The organism is Burkholderia singularis (assembly GCF_900176645.1).
Classification (GTDB): Bacteria; Pseudomonadota; Gammaproteobacteria; order Burkholderiales; family Burkholderiaceae; genus Burkholderia; species Burkholderia singularis.
The window spans coordinates 21,248-37,033 of sequence record NZ_FXAN01000079.1; the positions used below are offsets into that span (position 1 = coordinate 21,248).

The window sequence follows — 15,786 nt, forward strand, 5'->3', positions numbered from 1 at the left end:
GACTGATTCACGACGTAGTATACACATCTTTACTCGTCGTGTTTATTCTACAATCCGTTAGCTATTGATCCGAGGGATGCCGGATTGTCCTCTGCCGCTCGCGGCCGAGCGAGCCATTGCGCCCCGATTTGTTGAGTAAACACTACAAACCAAACGCAGCAGTAGACAAGAACAACCATGACCAAAACTCTTTCCGCCTCGGCCACGGCGGCGGCCGGCACGCTCGTCTACCGGCCCGACATCGACGGTCTGCGCGCCGCCGCCGTGCTCGCCGTCGTGCTCTTCCACGCGTTTCCCTCCGCGCTGCCCGGTGGCTTCGTCGGTGTCGATGTGTTCTTCGTCATCTCCGGCTACTTGATCACCGGCATCCTGATCGCCGATCTGGGGACCGACCAATTCTCGCTCCGCCGTTTCTACGCACGGCGGATTCGCCGGCTCTTCCCGGCATTGGTCATCGTGCTTCTCACCACCTACGCGATGGGCTGGTTCAGCCTGTACGGCGACGAGTATCGTGAACTCGGCAAGCACATCGTCGCCAGCGCTGGGTTCGTGTCGAACTGGGTATCGTGGACCGAAGCCGGGTATTTCGACCAGGCGGCGCAAGCCAAGCCGCTGCTGCACCTGTGGTCGCTCGGGGTCGAGGAACAGTTCTATATCGTCTGGCCCCTCGTGCTATGGGCTGCGCACAAGGCCAGGCGCGTCGGGTGGGTATGCGGCGTCATCGGCCTCGCCTCGTTCGCCGCCAACGTCGCGCTCGTCGGTCACCATCCGTCCGCCGCCTTCTACTGGCCGGTCACGCGCATGTGGGAGTTGCTGGCCGGCGCGGCACTGGCGATCGCGGTCGTCCGATTCCGGTCCGTCGATGGCCCGTGGGCCAATGCGCTGTCGATCGGCGGCGGCCTGCTGTGCGCCGCATCGTTCACGCTGCTGAACGCGCGCGTCGCGTTTCCCGGCGCGTGGGCAGTGCTGCCAGTCATCGGTGCGGTCGCGCTCATTGCGGTCGGCCGGGAGGGCTGGATCAACCGGCGCGTACTCGCGCAGCCCGTAGCGGTCTGGTTCGGCAAGATCAGCTATGCGCTGTATCTCTGGCATTGGCCGCTGCTGTCGTTCGCCTTCGTCATCGCTGGTCGGGTGCCATCGCCGGCGGTGCGCACCGGGTTGGTCGTGATCGCCGTCGCGTTCGCGTGGCTGACAACCGTGATCATCGAACGGCCGGTCCGCTTCGGGGCGGCGAAACGCTGGAAAATCGTCGCGCCGTGTCTGCTGATGATCGGCGTTGTCTATCTCGGCGGGATGACGTACGTGCGCGGCGGACTCGGGTTCCGCAAGGGCTACAGCCCGGATGCCGATGTGACGACGGCCAAGCTCGGCGCGGGTCATGAATTCGTCAACCCCATGTGCGGCGTGTCGCCGGACGAGCAACAGCTGTTTCCGTTCTGCGCGACCGACAAGCGTGCGCGCTCGCATTTCGCGGTGTGGGGCGACAGCAAGGCTGACGCGCTGTACTGGGGGCTGGTTCGCGAATCGGCGCCCGGCGAAGGCTGGACGCTGATTGCGCGCCCGAGCTGCGCGCCGATGGCGGGCGTCTGGCGCACGTCGTCGAACGCGGGCGACGACCCGGCACTGTGTCGCGACGCCAACATCACGGCGCTGCGCGTGCTGCTGGACACGCCCGAGCTCAAGACCGTCGTGCTCGTCATGACCGATCGCGACGTAATCGGACAAACCTTCGCCGATCGCGACCAGACCACACCCCGTGAATCTGCCGCGCTCGACGGGCTTGATCAGGCCGTGACGGCGCTCGAGCGGGCCCGGCGGCGCGTCGCGCTGGTGCTCGACAACCCGCGCCTGCGCGATCCGCGACAGTGCATGGATCGACGCCCACTCGCGTGGCCGTTCGTGCGGCATGCGCTCGGTGTCACCGATATGAGTGCGGCGCAGCGTTGCGCAATCAGCTATCGCGATCACGTTACCCGCATGGCGCCGTTCACGGCACTCGTTGACGCGCTGAAGCGTCGCCATCCCGCGCTACTGGTCTACGACCCGGCAAACGCGCTATGCGACAGCAGCCGCAACGTGTGTCCGATGACGCGGGATCGCCACTATCTCTACAGCTACGGCGATCACCTGTCCGACTACGGGAACGGGCTCGTCGCCCGGCAGTTCCTGCCCCTGCTGCGTCAGTGAGTGCGCATGCAGTTTCACGCTCGTCCAGTTCGTTGCCTGGGTTCTGGCACACATCAGCCTCGGATTGCCAGAACCATTTCGTCGGCCGGTTCGCCGGTCGGCGCTTTTTATTCGGTGGGCCGGCTACGGCCGGCCCCCTTTCTGTTCTTTACTTCCGGCCCGCAACGGGTCCTTTTAAGCAAGGTGCCAACAATGAAAGTCAAAGACCATACGGGGTTCGCCAAGCACATTCTCGGCGTATCAATCGCGGCATCGCTCGCTGCGTGCGGCGGTGGTGGTGATTCCGGTCAGCCGTCAGCAGGCGGCGGCACCACGCCAACGACGCCCACGCCCACCATCACGGGCAAAGCCATCGACGGCTATCTGGTCGGTGCAACCGCCTGTCTAGACCTGAACAACAATGGCACTTGTGATCCGGGGGAGCCGAGCGCCGTCACTGACCCAACCGGCCAGTTCTCGATTCCGTACAACGGCGATGCGACGAGCAAGACTTTGCTGGTTCAAGTTTCACCGTCCACAAAAGACCTCTCCCGCCCGGCCGGCTTCCAGTTCCCGGCCACCTTTACGCTGTCGCAGACGGTTCAACCGACGTCATCACAGATCGTCAGTCCGCTCACGACTCTCGTTTCCGCCCAAATGCAGACCGGCTTGAGTAGCGCGCAGGCGGTTGCCGCCGTCCAGGGGTTGCTCGGCGGTCAGATCGATCCCAACGCGGACTATCTCGCCAACAAGGACGCGGCAACACAATCACTCGCGACCCAAATCGTCGATAAGCTCGGCACATTCGCGACGAATGGCGCCGTCGACATCGCGACCGTGCGCAATGTCTTGAATGCGATGATCGCGAAGGGAAGCGTGGCATCGGTCACGAAGGACGATCTCGCCGCCCAGGCTCGCAACCCGGTTTATCAGGTTGCGGATGCATCACTGGTACTTTCCACGCCGACCTACAGCTTCGTGGACTACCTGATTTCGTTCTTCGGCGGCTACAACCCGACACCGGGCTCGACGAATCAGGCTTTGGTTCGCGATGTACGCCAGATAGTCAACGGCGCACTGCAAGTCGATCAACAGGAAAATCTGCCGGTCGACAGCAACACGTGGACCAGTGTCGGTCTCGGTGCCTACAACGGCGGCAAATATGACGGGCTGGCTGGCGAGTACGTGCTGAAGGCAGATGGAACTTGGTCGGATCTCATTTTGGAGACTCAGCGACTTGCCCCGCAGCCGCTTTCGCGTGTCGGCACCACGCTCTCCGGCGCCGACCCGGCGTCGGGTATCGGGTTCACGTATGAATCGCGGTCGACTGATCTGTCCGGTAAGCCGCTGTCGCTCGCCGCACCGGTTGTGCCGGGTTTCATCGACTTCGTGCACGCATCGCAACTGACTGGTACGGCGTTCCCGAGCGGCACGACCGCGTACCTCGGCATTCGGACCTATTCGGCTGATCGCGTTGTACTCCCCGTGTCCGTCCCGATGTGCGACAACGCCGTTGTACAGAGCGGTGTGGTCTGCGGCGGGGCTCCAGCCTTCATGGACGGCAGTACGATCGTCATGACCGCCGGCAATTCGAACACGACCTACACCTCGATTCAGCAAGCGATCGGCGTGGAGCTTGCCGCGCTGAATGTCGGATTGGGCTCCATCCAGTTGTCGGCGGATCATCATGCAACGGTCGATGGCAAGCAGGGCACCTGGTCGGTCTACGCCAACAATCCCAACGTGCTGATCTTCGACTTCACGCAGGCCGACCTCTCGGCACTGGCAGCGAACAACGGTCGGATGAAGCCGCTCGTTCGAGGGGCCAAGCTGATCCTCGCGCTGCGCGCCGGTCGTTTGCAGGTGGGATGGCTGTACCCGTCGACATACACCGAGACATCGCTTCAGTTTGCGAGCGGCCTGCCCGCTTCGCTCATGACAGCGCTCAATGCAGCAATCGCCGCTCGATAACCGATTTCAGCGTCTCACAACTTTGGCCTGGGTTCTGGCACTTACCCCCTCGGATCGCCGGGACCGTCTTTGCCGATCGGTTCGCCGGTCGGCTTTTTTATTCCGCTCGCCGCGTTAGCGAACAACTCACCTCGTTCCGTTCGACGACGCGGCCGGCATCTGCCGCTTCGTTCTCTTTCCCCTACAAGGAGTATCGCCCGTGAATACCTGGCACTATGAAAAAGACGGTCGGCGTCTCGGTCCTGTCTCCGACGATGAGATCCGTCGCCTCATCCAAGAGCGCGTCATCACCCTCAGCACGCTCGTCTGGAAACAAGGTTTCGTCGACTGGCACACGTTGGCAGATACGGACCTTGCCGCCCACCTCGAAACTTCCTCCATGCCCCCGGTGTTGCCGACCGCGAAAATCAGCAACGCCATCGTCTGGATTCTGGCACTCGCGCCCATCATCGGCCTCATGCTGCAAGCCATGCTCGGCGGCGCACTCGCACCAACCGAGGATATGGCCGGGCTTGCCGGCGAGCTCGCCGTCAAATCCGGTCAGTACTGGTGGATAACGCTGCTGCTGAACGTCGGCTTGAGCTGGTTTGACGAACGGCGACTGAAGCGGGCAGGTGTCGATACGTCCCAGTTCAGCAAGCTCGTGTTCGTCGTGCCGGTCTACCTCTGGAAGCGAGCCAAATCGCTGCATCAATCACCGGCCTATTTCTGGACATGGGTCGTGCTCTTCGTGATCTCTCTGCTCGAAGCGGCCTGATCGACTCCTGAGCCGCAACAGGCCCGCATCCCAATCCCATTTCTCGCGCTTCGAACAAGCGCATAACCCGGACGGCTGCTCCAACAAAAACAGCCGCCCCTCCCTCAATGAGCTACGTCATGAAAAAATCGCTTGCGGCCCTTTCGGCCACCCTCGTCCTCTCACTGCCCGCCGCGCACGCAGCAAACAACGTCGGCCAATGTGTGTACCCGAAAACCAAGGTCGGAGCCAATGGCAACCTCGTCTTCAGGCATCCGATCTATGTCCTTGATGCCCCAAATGCAACTGCCCCGAAACGCGCGCTAACCGCGTTCGCGGCCTTCACCGTCAAGGCCGAAGCGCCCGGCGGCTTCGTTCAGCTCGTCACCGTGCCGAACTACGATCTGCCGAATCCGGACAGCGTCGCCGGCAAAGTCATCGGCTGGGCCAAACTGTCCGACTTCGATTTCCAGGAGTTGCGCAACTGCAACTGACGACCCAACAAACAACGGAGCGTGCCCGCAGGCACGCTCTCAGATGCTGACTTTCTTTTTTGGTTCATCTCGTATTTCCGGGGAATCTCACGGGAGGAACCTGGGCATTTGGCGAGCGCCCGTCAATCCGTGAAGGTCAGCAATCGCAGGCGACGACTCCCGTCCTGCGCTTAAGCACGCCGGACGGGAGTCGTCGCTGACACTGCCCCTCTTAATCGCGTCGCAAATAGCTATGCGGCGCTGGATGAAGTTACGAGGCGTTGCATTCATCAGGCTCAGCAGCGCATCACTCATGGTTGTATCGAGTCCCGCCGCCCTATGTCGCTCCACTCAGTCCTGCTGAACTGAAAGGAGGTAGAGGGCGTTGCGGAGATGGTCGTTGGCTCAACGTAGACGGGCTTCTTCGTCGGCGAGAGTTAGCATGGGAATTCCCTCCCGAAGCGCCGCCGACCTGACCAGCTCTGCGGTGATACGCGTGCCATTCTGCGCCTACGGTGCAAAGGCACGGATTCATCGCGATGCGGCGGGAAAGTCGTCGGCGGACCAAGCTATTGATTCACCAACTTCGATAGCAAAAATAAAAATTCAGGGGATCGGTACGACGCCCTAGCGCCCGACTGGCGACATCGTCCAGTGCTAAACTCTCAGCATGACTCCTCTGCCCCCTAATCTGACACCACAGTTCTCTGGACATGAGACCTTCCCGCTGCGGCAGCTTTGGCTCCGCAAGGCCTATGACGCGATCGTCGGGGACGACCTACCCGCCCCGAAGTCGATCTTCTCTGATGAGGACGCCATCGTCCGGTTTGGAGTCGGCAGAAACATGGCGACTTCAATCCGGTATTGGGCATCGGCTTGCGACATCATAACCGAGCAGGACGGCGGCTACGCCCCGACCGACCTTGCGACCATGCTATTTCATCCCGAGACAGGGTTAGATCCGTACTGCGAACATCCCGCAACCGCATGGCTGATGCATTGGCGGATTGCGGGCACGCCGGAGAAAACGACAACATGGTATTTTTTGTTCAATCACGTTGTTCAACAAATATTCGATCGCGAGCATATAGTCCAAGCACTTTCGGGAACGATCGCGGAAAACAACCTTCGCATTTCCCTGGCAACGCTCAAGCGTGATGTCGAATGCTGCATTCGAAGTTACGTGCCACGTCTCGGTGGCGACTCTCCCGAAGAATTGAGTGAGCCACTTCTCGGTGAGCTTGGGCTCATTCAACAGAACGCCAAGGGCACATTCGAGTTCAGGCGGGGAGCCAAGCGATCTTTGCCAGATGGCGTTTTTGCGTATGCGCTCATGGAATACTGGCAACGCTTGCAACACGCCGGCTCAGTCATGGCGTTCGATCGTGTAGCACACGACTATGGCTCACCCGGACGAGTATTCAAGCTCGACGAGAACGCTGTCGCCGATCGCCTGATGGCGCTCGAGCAACTCTCTCGCGGCCTTATCCAATGGACAGAACAGGCTGGAATTCGGCAGGTTACGCGCCGAGACGCGGCGTTGGAAGATTTAAACACGTACAAGTACAAGCTACTGAAGGCTGCATATGCCAAGAACTAAGGCAGCGAACGAATCCGCTACGAAACGCCTATCAGACGTAGTATCCATCTCGCGCCAATTCATGCGGTCGGTACGGATCGACGCAGACTTTGGACGCGAGGACGCTCTCTCTGGCTACATCTGCCAAGGCACCGCTCGCGCCCTCGTAGAAAATATGGCACGCCAAATCGTCGAAACGCGGCAACGCGCCTTCACGTGGACAGGGCCATATGGCGGTGGTAAATCATCTTTGGCATTGATGCTGTGCTCCCTCGTGGGTCCGCAGGCAAAGTTGCGCGCTCGCGCTCGGCAGATTCTCGGCTTTCCGGAAAGCAGTCTCGTCGAACGTGCCTTCGCCTCCAAAGGTGACGGCTGGCTGGTGCTGCCGGTAGTGGGAAAACGCGGAAGCGTAATCAACGAACTATCCGCAGCCCTTGCTCGTGCTCAAAGCCCGAGCAAGAGCCGCAAGACAACTAACATCATTAGCGACCTGGTATCCGCTGCTGAAAATCACCCACATGGTGTACTTGTCGTAGTCGACGAGCTGGGGAAATTTCTAGAAAGCTCAGCACAGGACGGCGACGACATTTACTTCTTTCAGGAGTTGGCGGAAGCAGCAAGCCGATGCGCCGGGAAGCTGGTGGTGGTGGGCATCCTGCATCAAGCGTTCGAGGCTTACGCAACACGGTTAGGCCGACAAGCGAGGGACGACTGGGCCAAGGTACAGGGCCGCTTTGTTGACATACCCTTGGTTTCGGCCACTGATGAGGTGATCGAACTGGTCGGCCGCGCAATACAAGTGACTGATGGTCCCGACCTCGCTGCCGCCGGCAAACTTGCCGAACGTATTGCAAGTGCAGTTCGCGAACGCCGCCCTGGCACACCCGCGACGCTCGCGGATTCGCTCAAGCGATGCTGGCCGTTACACCCGGTCACCGCCGCCCTCCTTGGACCAATATCGAAACGTCGCTTCGGGCAAAACGAGCGCAGCACTTTCGGCTTTCTGGCATCTCGTGAACCACTCGGGTTTGCGGAGTTCCTCGACGGCTACGCAGCTGAATGGCAATACATGTATGGTCCGTCGCGCTACTGGGAATATCTTCGTGCGAATCTAGAACCGGCAATTCTCGCGTCTCCGGATGGTCATCGGTGGGCGCTTGCGGCAGAGGCTGTCGAGCGAGCAGAAGCCAAAGGCCAAGACATACACGTACAGCTCACCAAAACCGTCGCTCTGATCGAGATGTTTCGCAATGGCTCCGGCCTAGTTGCCGACAGCCGCGTGCTAAGCGTCTCAATTCCTTCGGCCACGGACCACGAGATTCGAAAGGCTCTGCATGAGTTGGCCGATTGGAAGGTTTTGATTGAGCGAAAACACCTAGGCGCATGGGGGGTATACGCCGGAAGCGACTTCGACATTGAAGGTGCAATCAATTCTGCACGTGCAGAACTCGGTGAACCTGACCTCGACCGGATTTCGTCGCTCACTGACCTTCAACCGATTCTCGCGAAGCGTTTGTATCATCAAACCGGCACGATGCGTTGGTTTGCACGCCGAATTGTCCAGCTTTCTGATGTTGAACAACATCTCGACCGCTTCAAGAACGATCCTAGAAGTGCCGGCGCATTCCTTATGTGCCTTCCTGACACCGGCCAATCGCTCAAATCGGCCGAGCACCGTGTAAGAAAGGCTAGCGAGTATGCGGATGGAAGGACCATTTTGCTTGGTACGCCCCGAAATGCCGAGCGAATTTCCGAACTGAGCCTGGAGCTGGCAGCTGCGGAACGTGTGACGCAGACCCGCCCCGAACTTCACGGGGACTCCGTTGCGCGTCGGGAACTTGTTGGACGGATCGAAGCGATCCGATCTTCTCTGGAAGAGGAGCTTGCTGATGCGTTTAGCCTCTCACGCTGGCACTCCAAAGGAGAAGTCGTAGGTAAAGATCACGGGACTGTTCTTTCCGCAATCGCGTCCTCGATCGCCGCAGAGGTTTACAACAAGACGCCTTACATTTTTAGTGAACTGATCAACCGAGAGGAGCCATCAAGCAATTCCGTGAAGGCACGGAAGGAGCTAATGTATCGGATGATTACGCATGGGCACCGCGAAGCTCTCGGCTACGAAGGCTACCCTGCGGACGCCGGGCTCTACTTTACAGTTCTGCAATCTCTAGGCCTGCACCGGCCTCGAGACGGTGGCCAATGGGGCTTTGGCGATCCCAGCATGAACCCGTCGGGTCAGTCCATGGAAGCATTATGGTACCGCACCAAGAATTTCGTTTTGGACTCCGGCAAATCGACAATTCTTGCGGACCTTTATGCGCTCTGGGCAGCACCACCGTTTGGCTTGCGAGCGGGCGTAATGCCGATACTGGCCCTGGCATTTTTCCTTGCACATCGCTCCTCGTTAGCGATGTACGTCGACGGCGTTTTCACGTCGGACCTGTCCGAAGCTGTAGTTGATGAATGGATTCTGGACGCGACTGCCATACGTTTCCAACACGTCGAGGCATCTAAAGATCAGGTCAAGCTGGTCGATGCCATCGCACGTAGCGTTTCTGACCACACTCAAACAGAAGTCGGGAAGGCACCGTTAGATGCAGCGCGCGGCCTAGTTGGGCTAGTCGTGTCTCTTCCCGGTTGGAGCAAGCGCACCACGACGATTAGCACGCTCGCACAAGATGTTCGAGCAATGTTGTTGAAGGCCAACGATCCTCACAAGGTATTGTTCGCCGATCTTCCGACACTCTTGGACGCGCGCGAACCAGAGGAACTCGTAACCAAGCTGAGTGCGATCACATCTGAACTGTCCGTCGCCTACGACAATATGCTGAACTTCGTACGCACAAGGCTGCTGGACGCTCTGGATCATACGGAAGGTGATGTTGAATCGTTGAGGCAACGGGCTGCAACCATCAAAGGCATAACAGGTGATTTTCGACTAGATGCGTTTGCCGCGCGACTAGAGGCCTACGACGAAGATCCTCAAACCATTGAAGGGCTTATCAGTCTGGCAGTAAATAAACCGGCTACGGCCTGGGTGGACCGAGACGTGGACGCTGCCGTGGTCACCTTGGCGACATGGGCAATCGAATTCCGGAAAACCGAAATTATGGCTCACCTCCGTGGGCGCCCCTCGACGCGTCGCGTCATTGGAGTTGTGTTTGGCGCTAGCCACGGCATGGACGTCTCTCAGTCAATTGATATTGCAGAGAAGGATGTCCCGGTGGTCGATCGTCTCGTGAAATCGATTCTTGCACGGACGCAGGGAGAAAAATCCGAAGTCGTCCTGGCAGCGTTGGCCGAGGCGGGAGCATTAATGGCGAACCAAGGCAAGAAGGAGCGGCATGATGGCTGAACGACATGTGCTTGGCTTGTCGGGCGGAAAAGACAGCGCGGCGCTGGCCGTATATATGCGGCAACACTATCCCAATCTTCAGATTGACTATTTTTTTACCGATACGGGGAAAGAACTTCCCGAAGTCTACGACTTTCTGGGGCGCCTTGAAGGCTTCCTCGGCCGGCCTATTCATTACTTGAATCCACATCGCGATTTTGACTTTTGGCTACGCACGTATGGAAACTTCCTCCCCTCCCCGAAGACGCGGTGGTGCACGCGTCAGTTGAAGCTCGAACCCTTCAAACGATGGATTCGCCCGTGGCTTGAATCTGGAGATAAAGTTTTCAGCTATGTCGCAATCCGTTCCGATGAGGAGCATCGCGAAGGCATGGTTACGCAGCACGACAATCTGATTGTCAAGTTGCCGTTTCGGGAGCATGGAATCGACAAAGCCAGCGTGATAGAAATTCTGGAGGGTTCTGGTCTAGGCTTACCCAAATACTACGATTGGCGATCACGGAGCGGATGCACATTCTGTTTCTTTCAGCAAAAAATCGAGTGGGTAAGGCTCAAAAGAAACCATCCGAAGGAATTCGAGGATGCCAAGGATTACGAGAAGACAGCGCTGAAACATGGCTCCCCCTTTACATGGAGTCAAGGCGAATCGCTGAGCGAGCTTGAGCGACCGGAACGCATTGCGGAAATCGAAGCAGATTTCGAAGCCCGCAAGGAGCGCGAACTCGCACGCAGGCGACCGAATCCGCTTAGGGTGGCAACCGCTGAACCACTCGACATCGATGACTTGTACCTTGAGGACGAAGGTGGCGGAGCATGCCTCGTTTGCCACAAATGAACCTCGACTCGGGACGAGCCTTCGCTTGGACGGAAATCGACCAGGTTCCCGAGACACCTGGCGTCTATGCGTGGTATGCAAAATTAATTATCAGCACAGCTGACATTAACTCCATTATTGAATCTATAAATCACGCCAAGACATCAAACCTGTACGAGGCGAAACAAGTGGTCGAGTCGGCTCTGGATCGATTTGTGTTCAATCCGTATCGCGAAGCACCGTATCGCGTGCAGCTACGAGGTGCGTTGAAGCCACGGTACGGCGGGGACGTCTCTCACGAGCCGAGCAAATCAGAGAACCTCGTCGAGCGCCTCGTCGCAGAGCCCGAGCGATTGCGCAAGATTGCAGACGTTCTAGCATCTGCTGCGCCAGGCTTTACGGCACCGTTATACATCGGCATGGCTGTGAATCTTCGGACTCGATTACGAACGCATAAACGCAAGATCACGGAATTGCGCGATGTCGGACATACTTCCCCAGACTCGACCGACGTGCTTGAAGCAGGATTTGCAAACCAAGTAGTGGCAAGAGGCTTTGACCCGACAAATTTGTTCGTTGTAGTTGCAGACGTCGACGTAGATACAGGCGAGCACAACGACCTCGAGAACATTCTCAACCGAATTAATTTTCCTATCTTTGGACGTAACTGACATGGTCCTTCTTACGAATACCCAAAGCGCATTGAACGTCCACGTTCAAGGTACAGTCGGGACCTTCCGCGTGACAAAGGCGGATAACGAGGCATCCGGCATCGAAGTGAAGTATGTGCTGACGCACGTATCGCTCTCCGCAAAGCAAGGGCAGACACAGCTTCTCGACATGCTTGCTCCGGTACGAGAGATATTCGACCTGAAGCAACTCGATTTCGACGAGATCATGCAGCGCGACATCGACGACGCGCGCGTATCTCTGGAACTTATCCCCTACCTTCTCGATCCATCTGTATCTGGACAGATCAAGCTGTTCCCACCGATCGTCGCCATAGCGTTACCGCTTCAGCCAGTGAGCCGCATGCCGGACGCGCTCTATCGAAAAGTAACTCAAACGCAGGTTCCGTCGGAGCAGCACAAAGGTTTCGACGAGCGCACAATTACGGCAGGCGAGGTGGGAGCTGAACAGTTCCAATTCCGACAGTTCGTGCAAAAGAACGGCGAGGTGGTGACGACCGACGGTGCGATGCTGAGCCTGTCGCGCGATAACTGCGCGCTCGCGATTGTCGACGGTCAGCATCGTGCCATGGCGCTTCTAGCGCTCCACCGCAACCTCACGGGTGGTTGGACTGACGCGAAACGGAGCCCATATGAACGGTACTACAAGGTGTGGCCCGATAAAGAAATCCGGACATACGATCTCGAACACCTCCAAATGCCCATGATCATTTGCACTTTTCCGCAACTCGACGCGGAATGGCAAAAAGACATGGATGTGATTCGAGCCGCGCGACGAGTATTTCTCACGCTCAACAAGACCGCCAAGAAAGTATCGGATTCCCGAAATCGCTTGCTAAACGACCAAGACATTGTCGCCGAATGTTTGCGAGAAACGCTGTCTCATGTCAAACAGTTCGGCAGCAAAGACGAGACTGGATTACGGATCTTTAATATCGAACTCGACCAAGAAGGCGATCGCGTTAAAGTCGGGAGTGATGTCGCGTTTAGTGGCGTAAGCCATCTATATCATCTCACTGAGCATATCCTCATGAGCGATGACATCGTTCATGGTATCGAGGCAAAAGGAAAAGTCGGCGCTCCAAGAAAGCGACTCCACATGGCATATGTACGCCTGGGCCTAAAAGACTCGATCGTTCAGGCAAAACGAGAGGCGAATACACGGACTAATTACTCTGACGAAATCGCTAACGAGTTTCGCACAAAATGGCGTGAATTGTACGTCCCTCCGATCGAAAGGATGTTGAGTAAGTTTCATCCTTTCGCCGCGTTTTCAAACGCGACCCTCGCCTTGCAACAAGAGCTGATTGGAGCACATGATCCTGAACTGGAAAAAATGCTGTTCGATGGCCAAGCAACTGCGCGCACATTCGACGAATTTCGCGAAGGTCTCGAGCGGCGTAACAAAGACAAAGAGCCAGGTTGGACTTCTCCGGAAATCACAGAAACGCTCACCCGCGTCGATGGACTCGTAACAAAACGGAAAACCCTCGTGAAGGGCATGCGTATCAATCGAGCTAGCCATTTTCTATCGAATCTCAGCAAACAGGCATTAAATAAAGTTACAGTCGACAATGTCCTCGATGAGGCGATAAAAGATGCGATCGATGGCCTCTTCGAGAACGTGTTTTCAACAGTTGCCTTTCAAACTGCTCTGATCTGCACGTACACTGAAGCTGTTGAGCAAGCTCTTGGCGACATTACGTACTCGACAATCGAGTTACTTGATGAATACCTGAACAATTTACACAACATTTTTGCACCCTCGAATGCCAAAGAGTTGGAGCGCTTATTCCGCGTATTCGTGGGAGATCTGTCCGTGGAGCCGGCTGTCAAGGTTTTGACCGGTGGCCCCGTTTTTCGTAATGTGGTTCTTCCGGGAGAACTGCAACCAGCGGAATGGCCCAAGTATAGGTATCTGCTTCTTGAGCTGTGGACTCCTCAAGAGCCGAAGCTTAAGGAATTCGTCCTCACGGATCGAAACACATGTCGCGCAGCCGTTGCAGCATCGCTGTTCGAACGCAGATTCAAATCCTATTGCGAAGAAAACCGGCTCATCCACGAAGAAGTTCAGAAAGAGGTTAGAGACGAACTACTAACGAAAGTGAAAGGAGATTTCGAATCCTTCCTTTCAGCCGTGCATGGCAAGAGTATTACACTGGAAAGAAACATCTTCGAGAGTTAAGAGCTAACGTTACATAAAGACGCCGACCGACTCACCTCGATCGGCGCCTACTCACTATCATTCAAAAAAAATGACCACTCCGCCATCGCAGCTTAGCCAACCACATATATAACCTTATACTTTCGGTTTCGACCGCAAATCTTTGTTCCGACCATAAGTTCGTCAACGATGAGATTTTGAGCAGAGAAAGTGAGTGCGCCAACTCGACCGAGCACTTTCGCTCAAAATGATGTCTCCATTGTAAAAACCGCTCATGAATCGACCTACCATTCGAGAGTTGCAGAAGCAGCTCGGTCAATTGAACCTGCTTGTTGAAGAAGCAAGGCAACGGGAAAAGCAAGCCGTACTTGCCGAGATCGGCGAACACGTGAACGCGTACGGCATCAGCGAAATCGAGCTGCTGCGCGCTGCTGGCTTCATCCAAGCCAAGCGAAAGAAGGCACCAGCCAAGTACTACGATCCCGATACGGGCCAGTCTTGGTCTGGCAACGGGCCGCGTCCTAAGTGGCTCGTCGGCAAGAATCTCGACGACTACCTGATCCGGGAAACTCCCAAGCCCTGGTGGCCCGAAGGGCACTGACTATACCGTCGCTCGACGTCTCGAAACGATGCTTCACCTTCACTGCACCCACAAGCTACTAGATCGCCTGGGTCGCCAGCCGTCCCCCGACCCGCTGAGTACGCCGGCGTCCACATTGGGACGTTGGTACGCCACCGTGTTGTTCTGGCGCCCTCAAGCGGTGCTTTGCGTCAACGAACGCATGCTCTTGCCGGTTCTCATGCCGCTCGCGCCGGTCGCAACCCTGCCTGCTCGCTTTCCGAAAGCACTGGCAACCGTGTTGCAAGCGCATGGATGGACGCCGCGAAGATCGACGCCGAGATGCAGCACATGCGCGATTGCGAAATCGCGAAGACCGGCAACCGGAGCATGGTTGGGACGCTCAACGAATTCGCATTTCTGGCACGCGTCTGGAAAGAAGAACAAGACGCATCACCCGATCTGCATCGCCTCTCCATGAAGCTCGCCGACGTACCGTGTAAGCCATTACGCTACGACAGTCCAGCTCAACGGGTACGTGCACTCGCACAAAGCGCTACTCCGACCCGACAATAACGCCGAGTCGGCGGCTCGTTGCGCATATTCGAATACCTACCCTACTTGACCGTTCAACTTGGCAATCGCCTCAAGCAGTAACTGTATCACCGCCTCCAGATCAGCAGATTGCTGCATCCCTTGACCTGCGAGAAACATGATGGTCGAACGGATCGCCGCAAAATTTTGCGCCAGCAGGATCAGATGCACGCCATTCGGCCCACGCACCCCCGATAGCCAGTTCTGAACCGTGCGTTCGCTCGCATGTGTCAAGCGCGCGAGCGACTTGACAGCATGCCTAGATGTTCCGATCTCGCGTTTCAGCGCCACCTCGACCGCTACCGCGTATTCGCGGGCAGTGAGTCCTCGCCCTGATTCGATCGGCAACTTCTTGCGTGTCTCCCGCAACATATTTCCAACCTCCAAAAGTATATTGGTTGTCATCGCAAGGTGATTACGACGAAATGGCGGAAATTGAAATAGCTACAACTTCCAGTTGGATGGGAAATACGGTGACTCGTCGCGTACGAAAAAATCGAGCAGTAGATAGCAACGGACGGGAGCGCGCCGCTGCCTATGTACGCATGTCCACCGAACACCAACAGTATTCGACGGAAAACCAGCGGGACGTGATCTTTGACCTTGCCCCTGTTTCACGAATCCCATAACCGAGGCAATCAGGCCGCTTGCCCTTGCTGAGCGGCGGCCCAGTTCTTCTCGAACGT

At 57.2% G+C, this 15,786-nt stretch carries 11 protein-coding genes and 1 pseudogene; 11 read left to right on the plus strand and 1 reads right to left on the minus strand.

Features of this window, described 5'->3' with window-relative positions; genetic code table 11:
* Positions 1 to 177: 177 nt before the first annotated feature.
* The 11 genes and pseudogenes from BSIN_RS17530 to BSIN_RS26900 all read left to right on the plus strand — a co-directional run bounded on the left by BSIN_RS17530 (position 178) and on the right by BSIN_RS26900 (position 15,082).
* Positions 178 to 2,187, plus strand: coding sequence for an acyltransferase family protein (locus tag BSIN_RS17530; RefSeq protein ID WP_058901195.1), 2,010 nt, complete (start codon positions 178 to 180; stop codon positions 2,185 to 2,187).
* Positions 2,188 to 2,379: 192 nt separating this feature from the next.
* Positions 2,380 to 4,137, plus strand: coding sequence for a hypothetical protein (locus BSIN_RS17535; protein WP_058901194.1), 1,758 nt, complete (start codon positions 2,380 to 2,382; stop codon positions 4,135 to 4,137).
* Positions 4,138 to 4,336: 199 nt separating this feature from the next.
* Positions 4,337 to 4,894, plus strand: coding sequence for a DUF4339 domain-containing protein (locus BSIN_RS17540; protein WP_058901193.1), 558 nt, complete (start codon positions 4,337 to 4,339; stop codon positions 4,892 to 4,894).
* Positions 4,895 to 5,013: 119 nt separating this feature from the next.
* Complete coding sequence (locus BSIN_RS17545; protein WP_058901192.1) at positions 5,014 to 5,367, plus strand: hypothetical protein; 354 nt, start codon at positions 5,014 to 5,016, stop codon at positions 5,365 to 5,367.
* Positions 5,368 to 6,016: 649 nt separating this feature from the next.
* A complete protein-coding gene (locus BSIN_RS17555; protein ID WP_058901191.1) occupies positions 6,017 to 6,946 on the plus strand; it encodes a DUF4007 family protein in 930 nt (309 codons plus the stop codon).
* Positions 6,947 to 7,100: 154 nt separating this feature from the next.
* Positions 7,101 to 10,280 carry an ATP-binding protein gene (locus BSIN_RS17560; protein WP_230463929.1) on the plus strand — a complete coding sequence of 1,060 codons (3,180 nt, stop codon included), beginning with the start codon at positions 7,101 to 7,103 and terminating at the stop codon, positions 10,278 to 10,280.
* Complete coding sequence (locus BSIN_RS17565; protein WP_077021875.1) at positions 10,273 to 11,115, plus strand: phosphoadenosine phosphosulfate reductase family protein; 843 nt, start codon at positions 10,273 to 10,275, stop codon at positions 11,113 to 11,115. The genes BSIN_RS17560 and BSIN_RS17565 overlap by 8 nt, the downstream gene beginning before the upstream one ends.
* The gene (locus tag BSIN_RS25480) at positions 11,112 to 11,765 is read left to right on the plus strand and encodes a GIY-YIG nuclease family protein (RefSeq protein ID WP_077021874.1); all 654 of its coding nucleotides are present in this window, start codon (positions 11,112 to 11,114) and stop codon (positions 11,763 to 11,765) included. Before BSIN_RS17565 ends, BSIN_RS25480 begins: the two co-directional genes overlap by 4 nt.
* A gap of 1 nt (position 11,766) precedes the next feature.
* On the plus strand, positions 11,767 to 13,968 hold the full coding sequence (locus BSIN_RS17575; protein ID WP_058901189.1) for a ParB N-terminal domain-containing protein: 2,202 nt from the start codon (positions 11,767 to 11,769) through the stop codon (positions 13,966 to 13,968).
* Between the two features lie 253 nt (positions 13,969 to 14,221).
* Positions 14,222 to 14,548, plus strand: coding sequence for an H-NS histone family protein (locus BSIN_RS17580; protein ID WP_058901188.1), 327 nt, complete (start codon positions 14,222 to 14,224; stop codon positions 14,546 to 14,548).
* A gap of 28 nt (positions 14,549 to 14,576) precedes the next feature.
* Positions 14,577 to 15,082: pseudogene (locus tag BSIN_RS26900) on the plus strand (DUF6933 domain-containing protein).
* A gap of 36 nt (positions 15,083 to 15,118) precedes the next feature.
* Here BSIN_RS26900 and BSIN_RS17590 read toward each other — a convergent pair.
* Complete coding sequence (locus BSIN_RS17590) at positions 15,119 to 15,472, minus strand: hypothetical protein (protein ID WP_058901187.1); 354 nt, start codon at positions 15,470 to 15,472, stop codon at positions 15,119 to 15,121.
* Positions 15,473 to 15,786 lie beyond the last annotated feature (314 nt).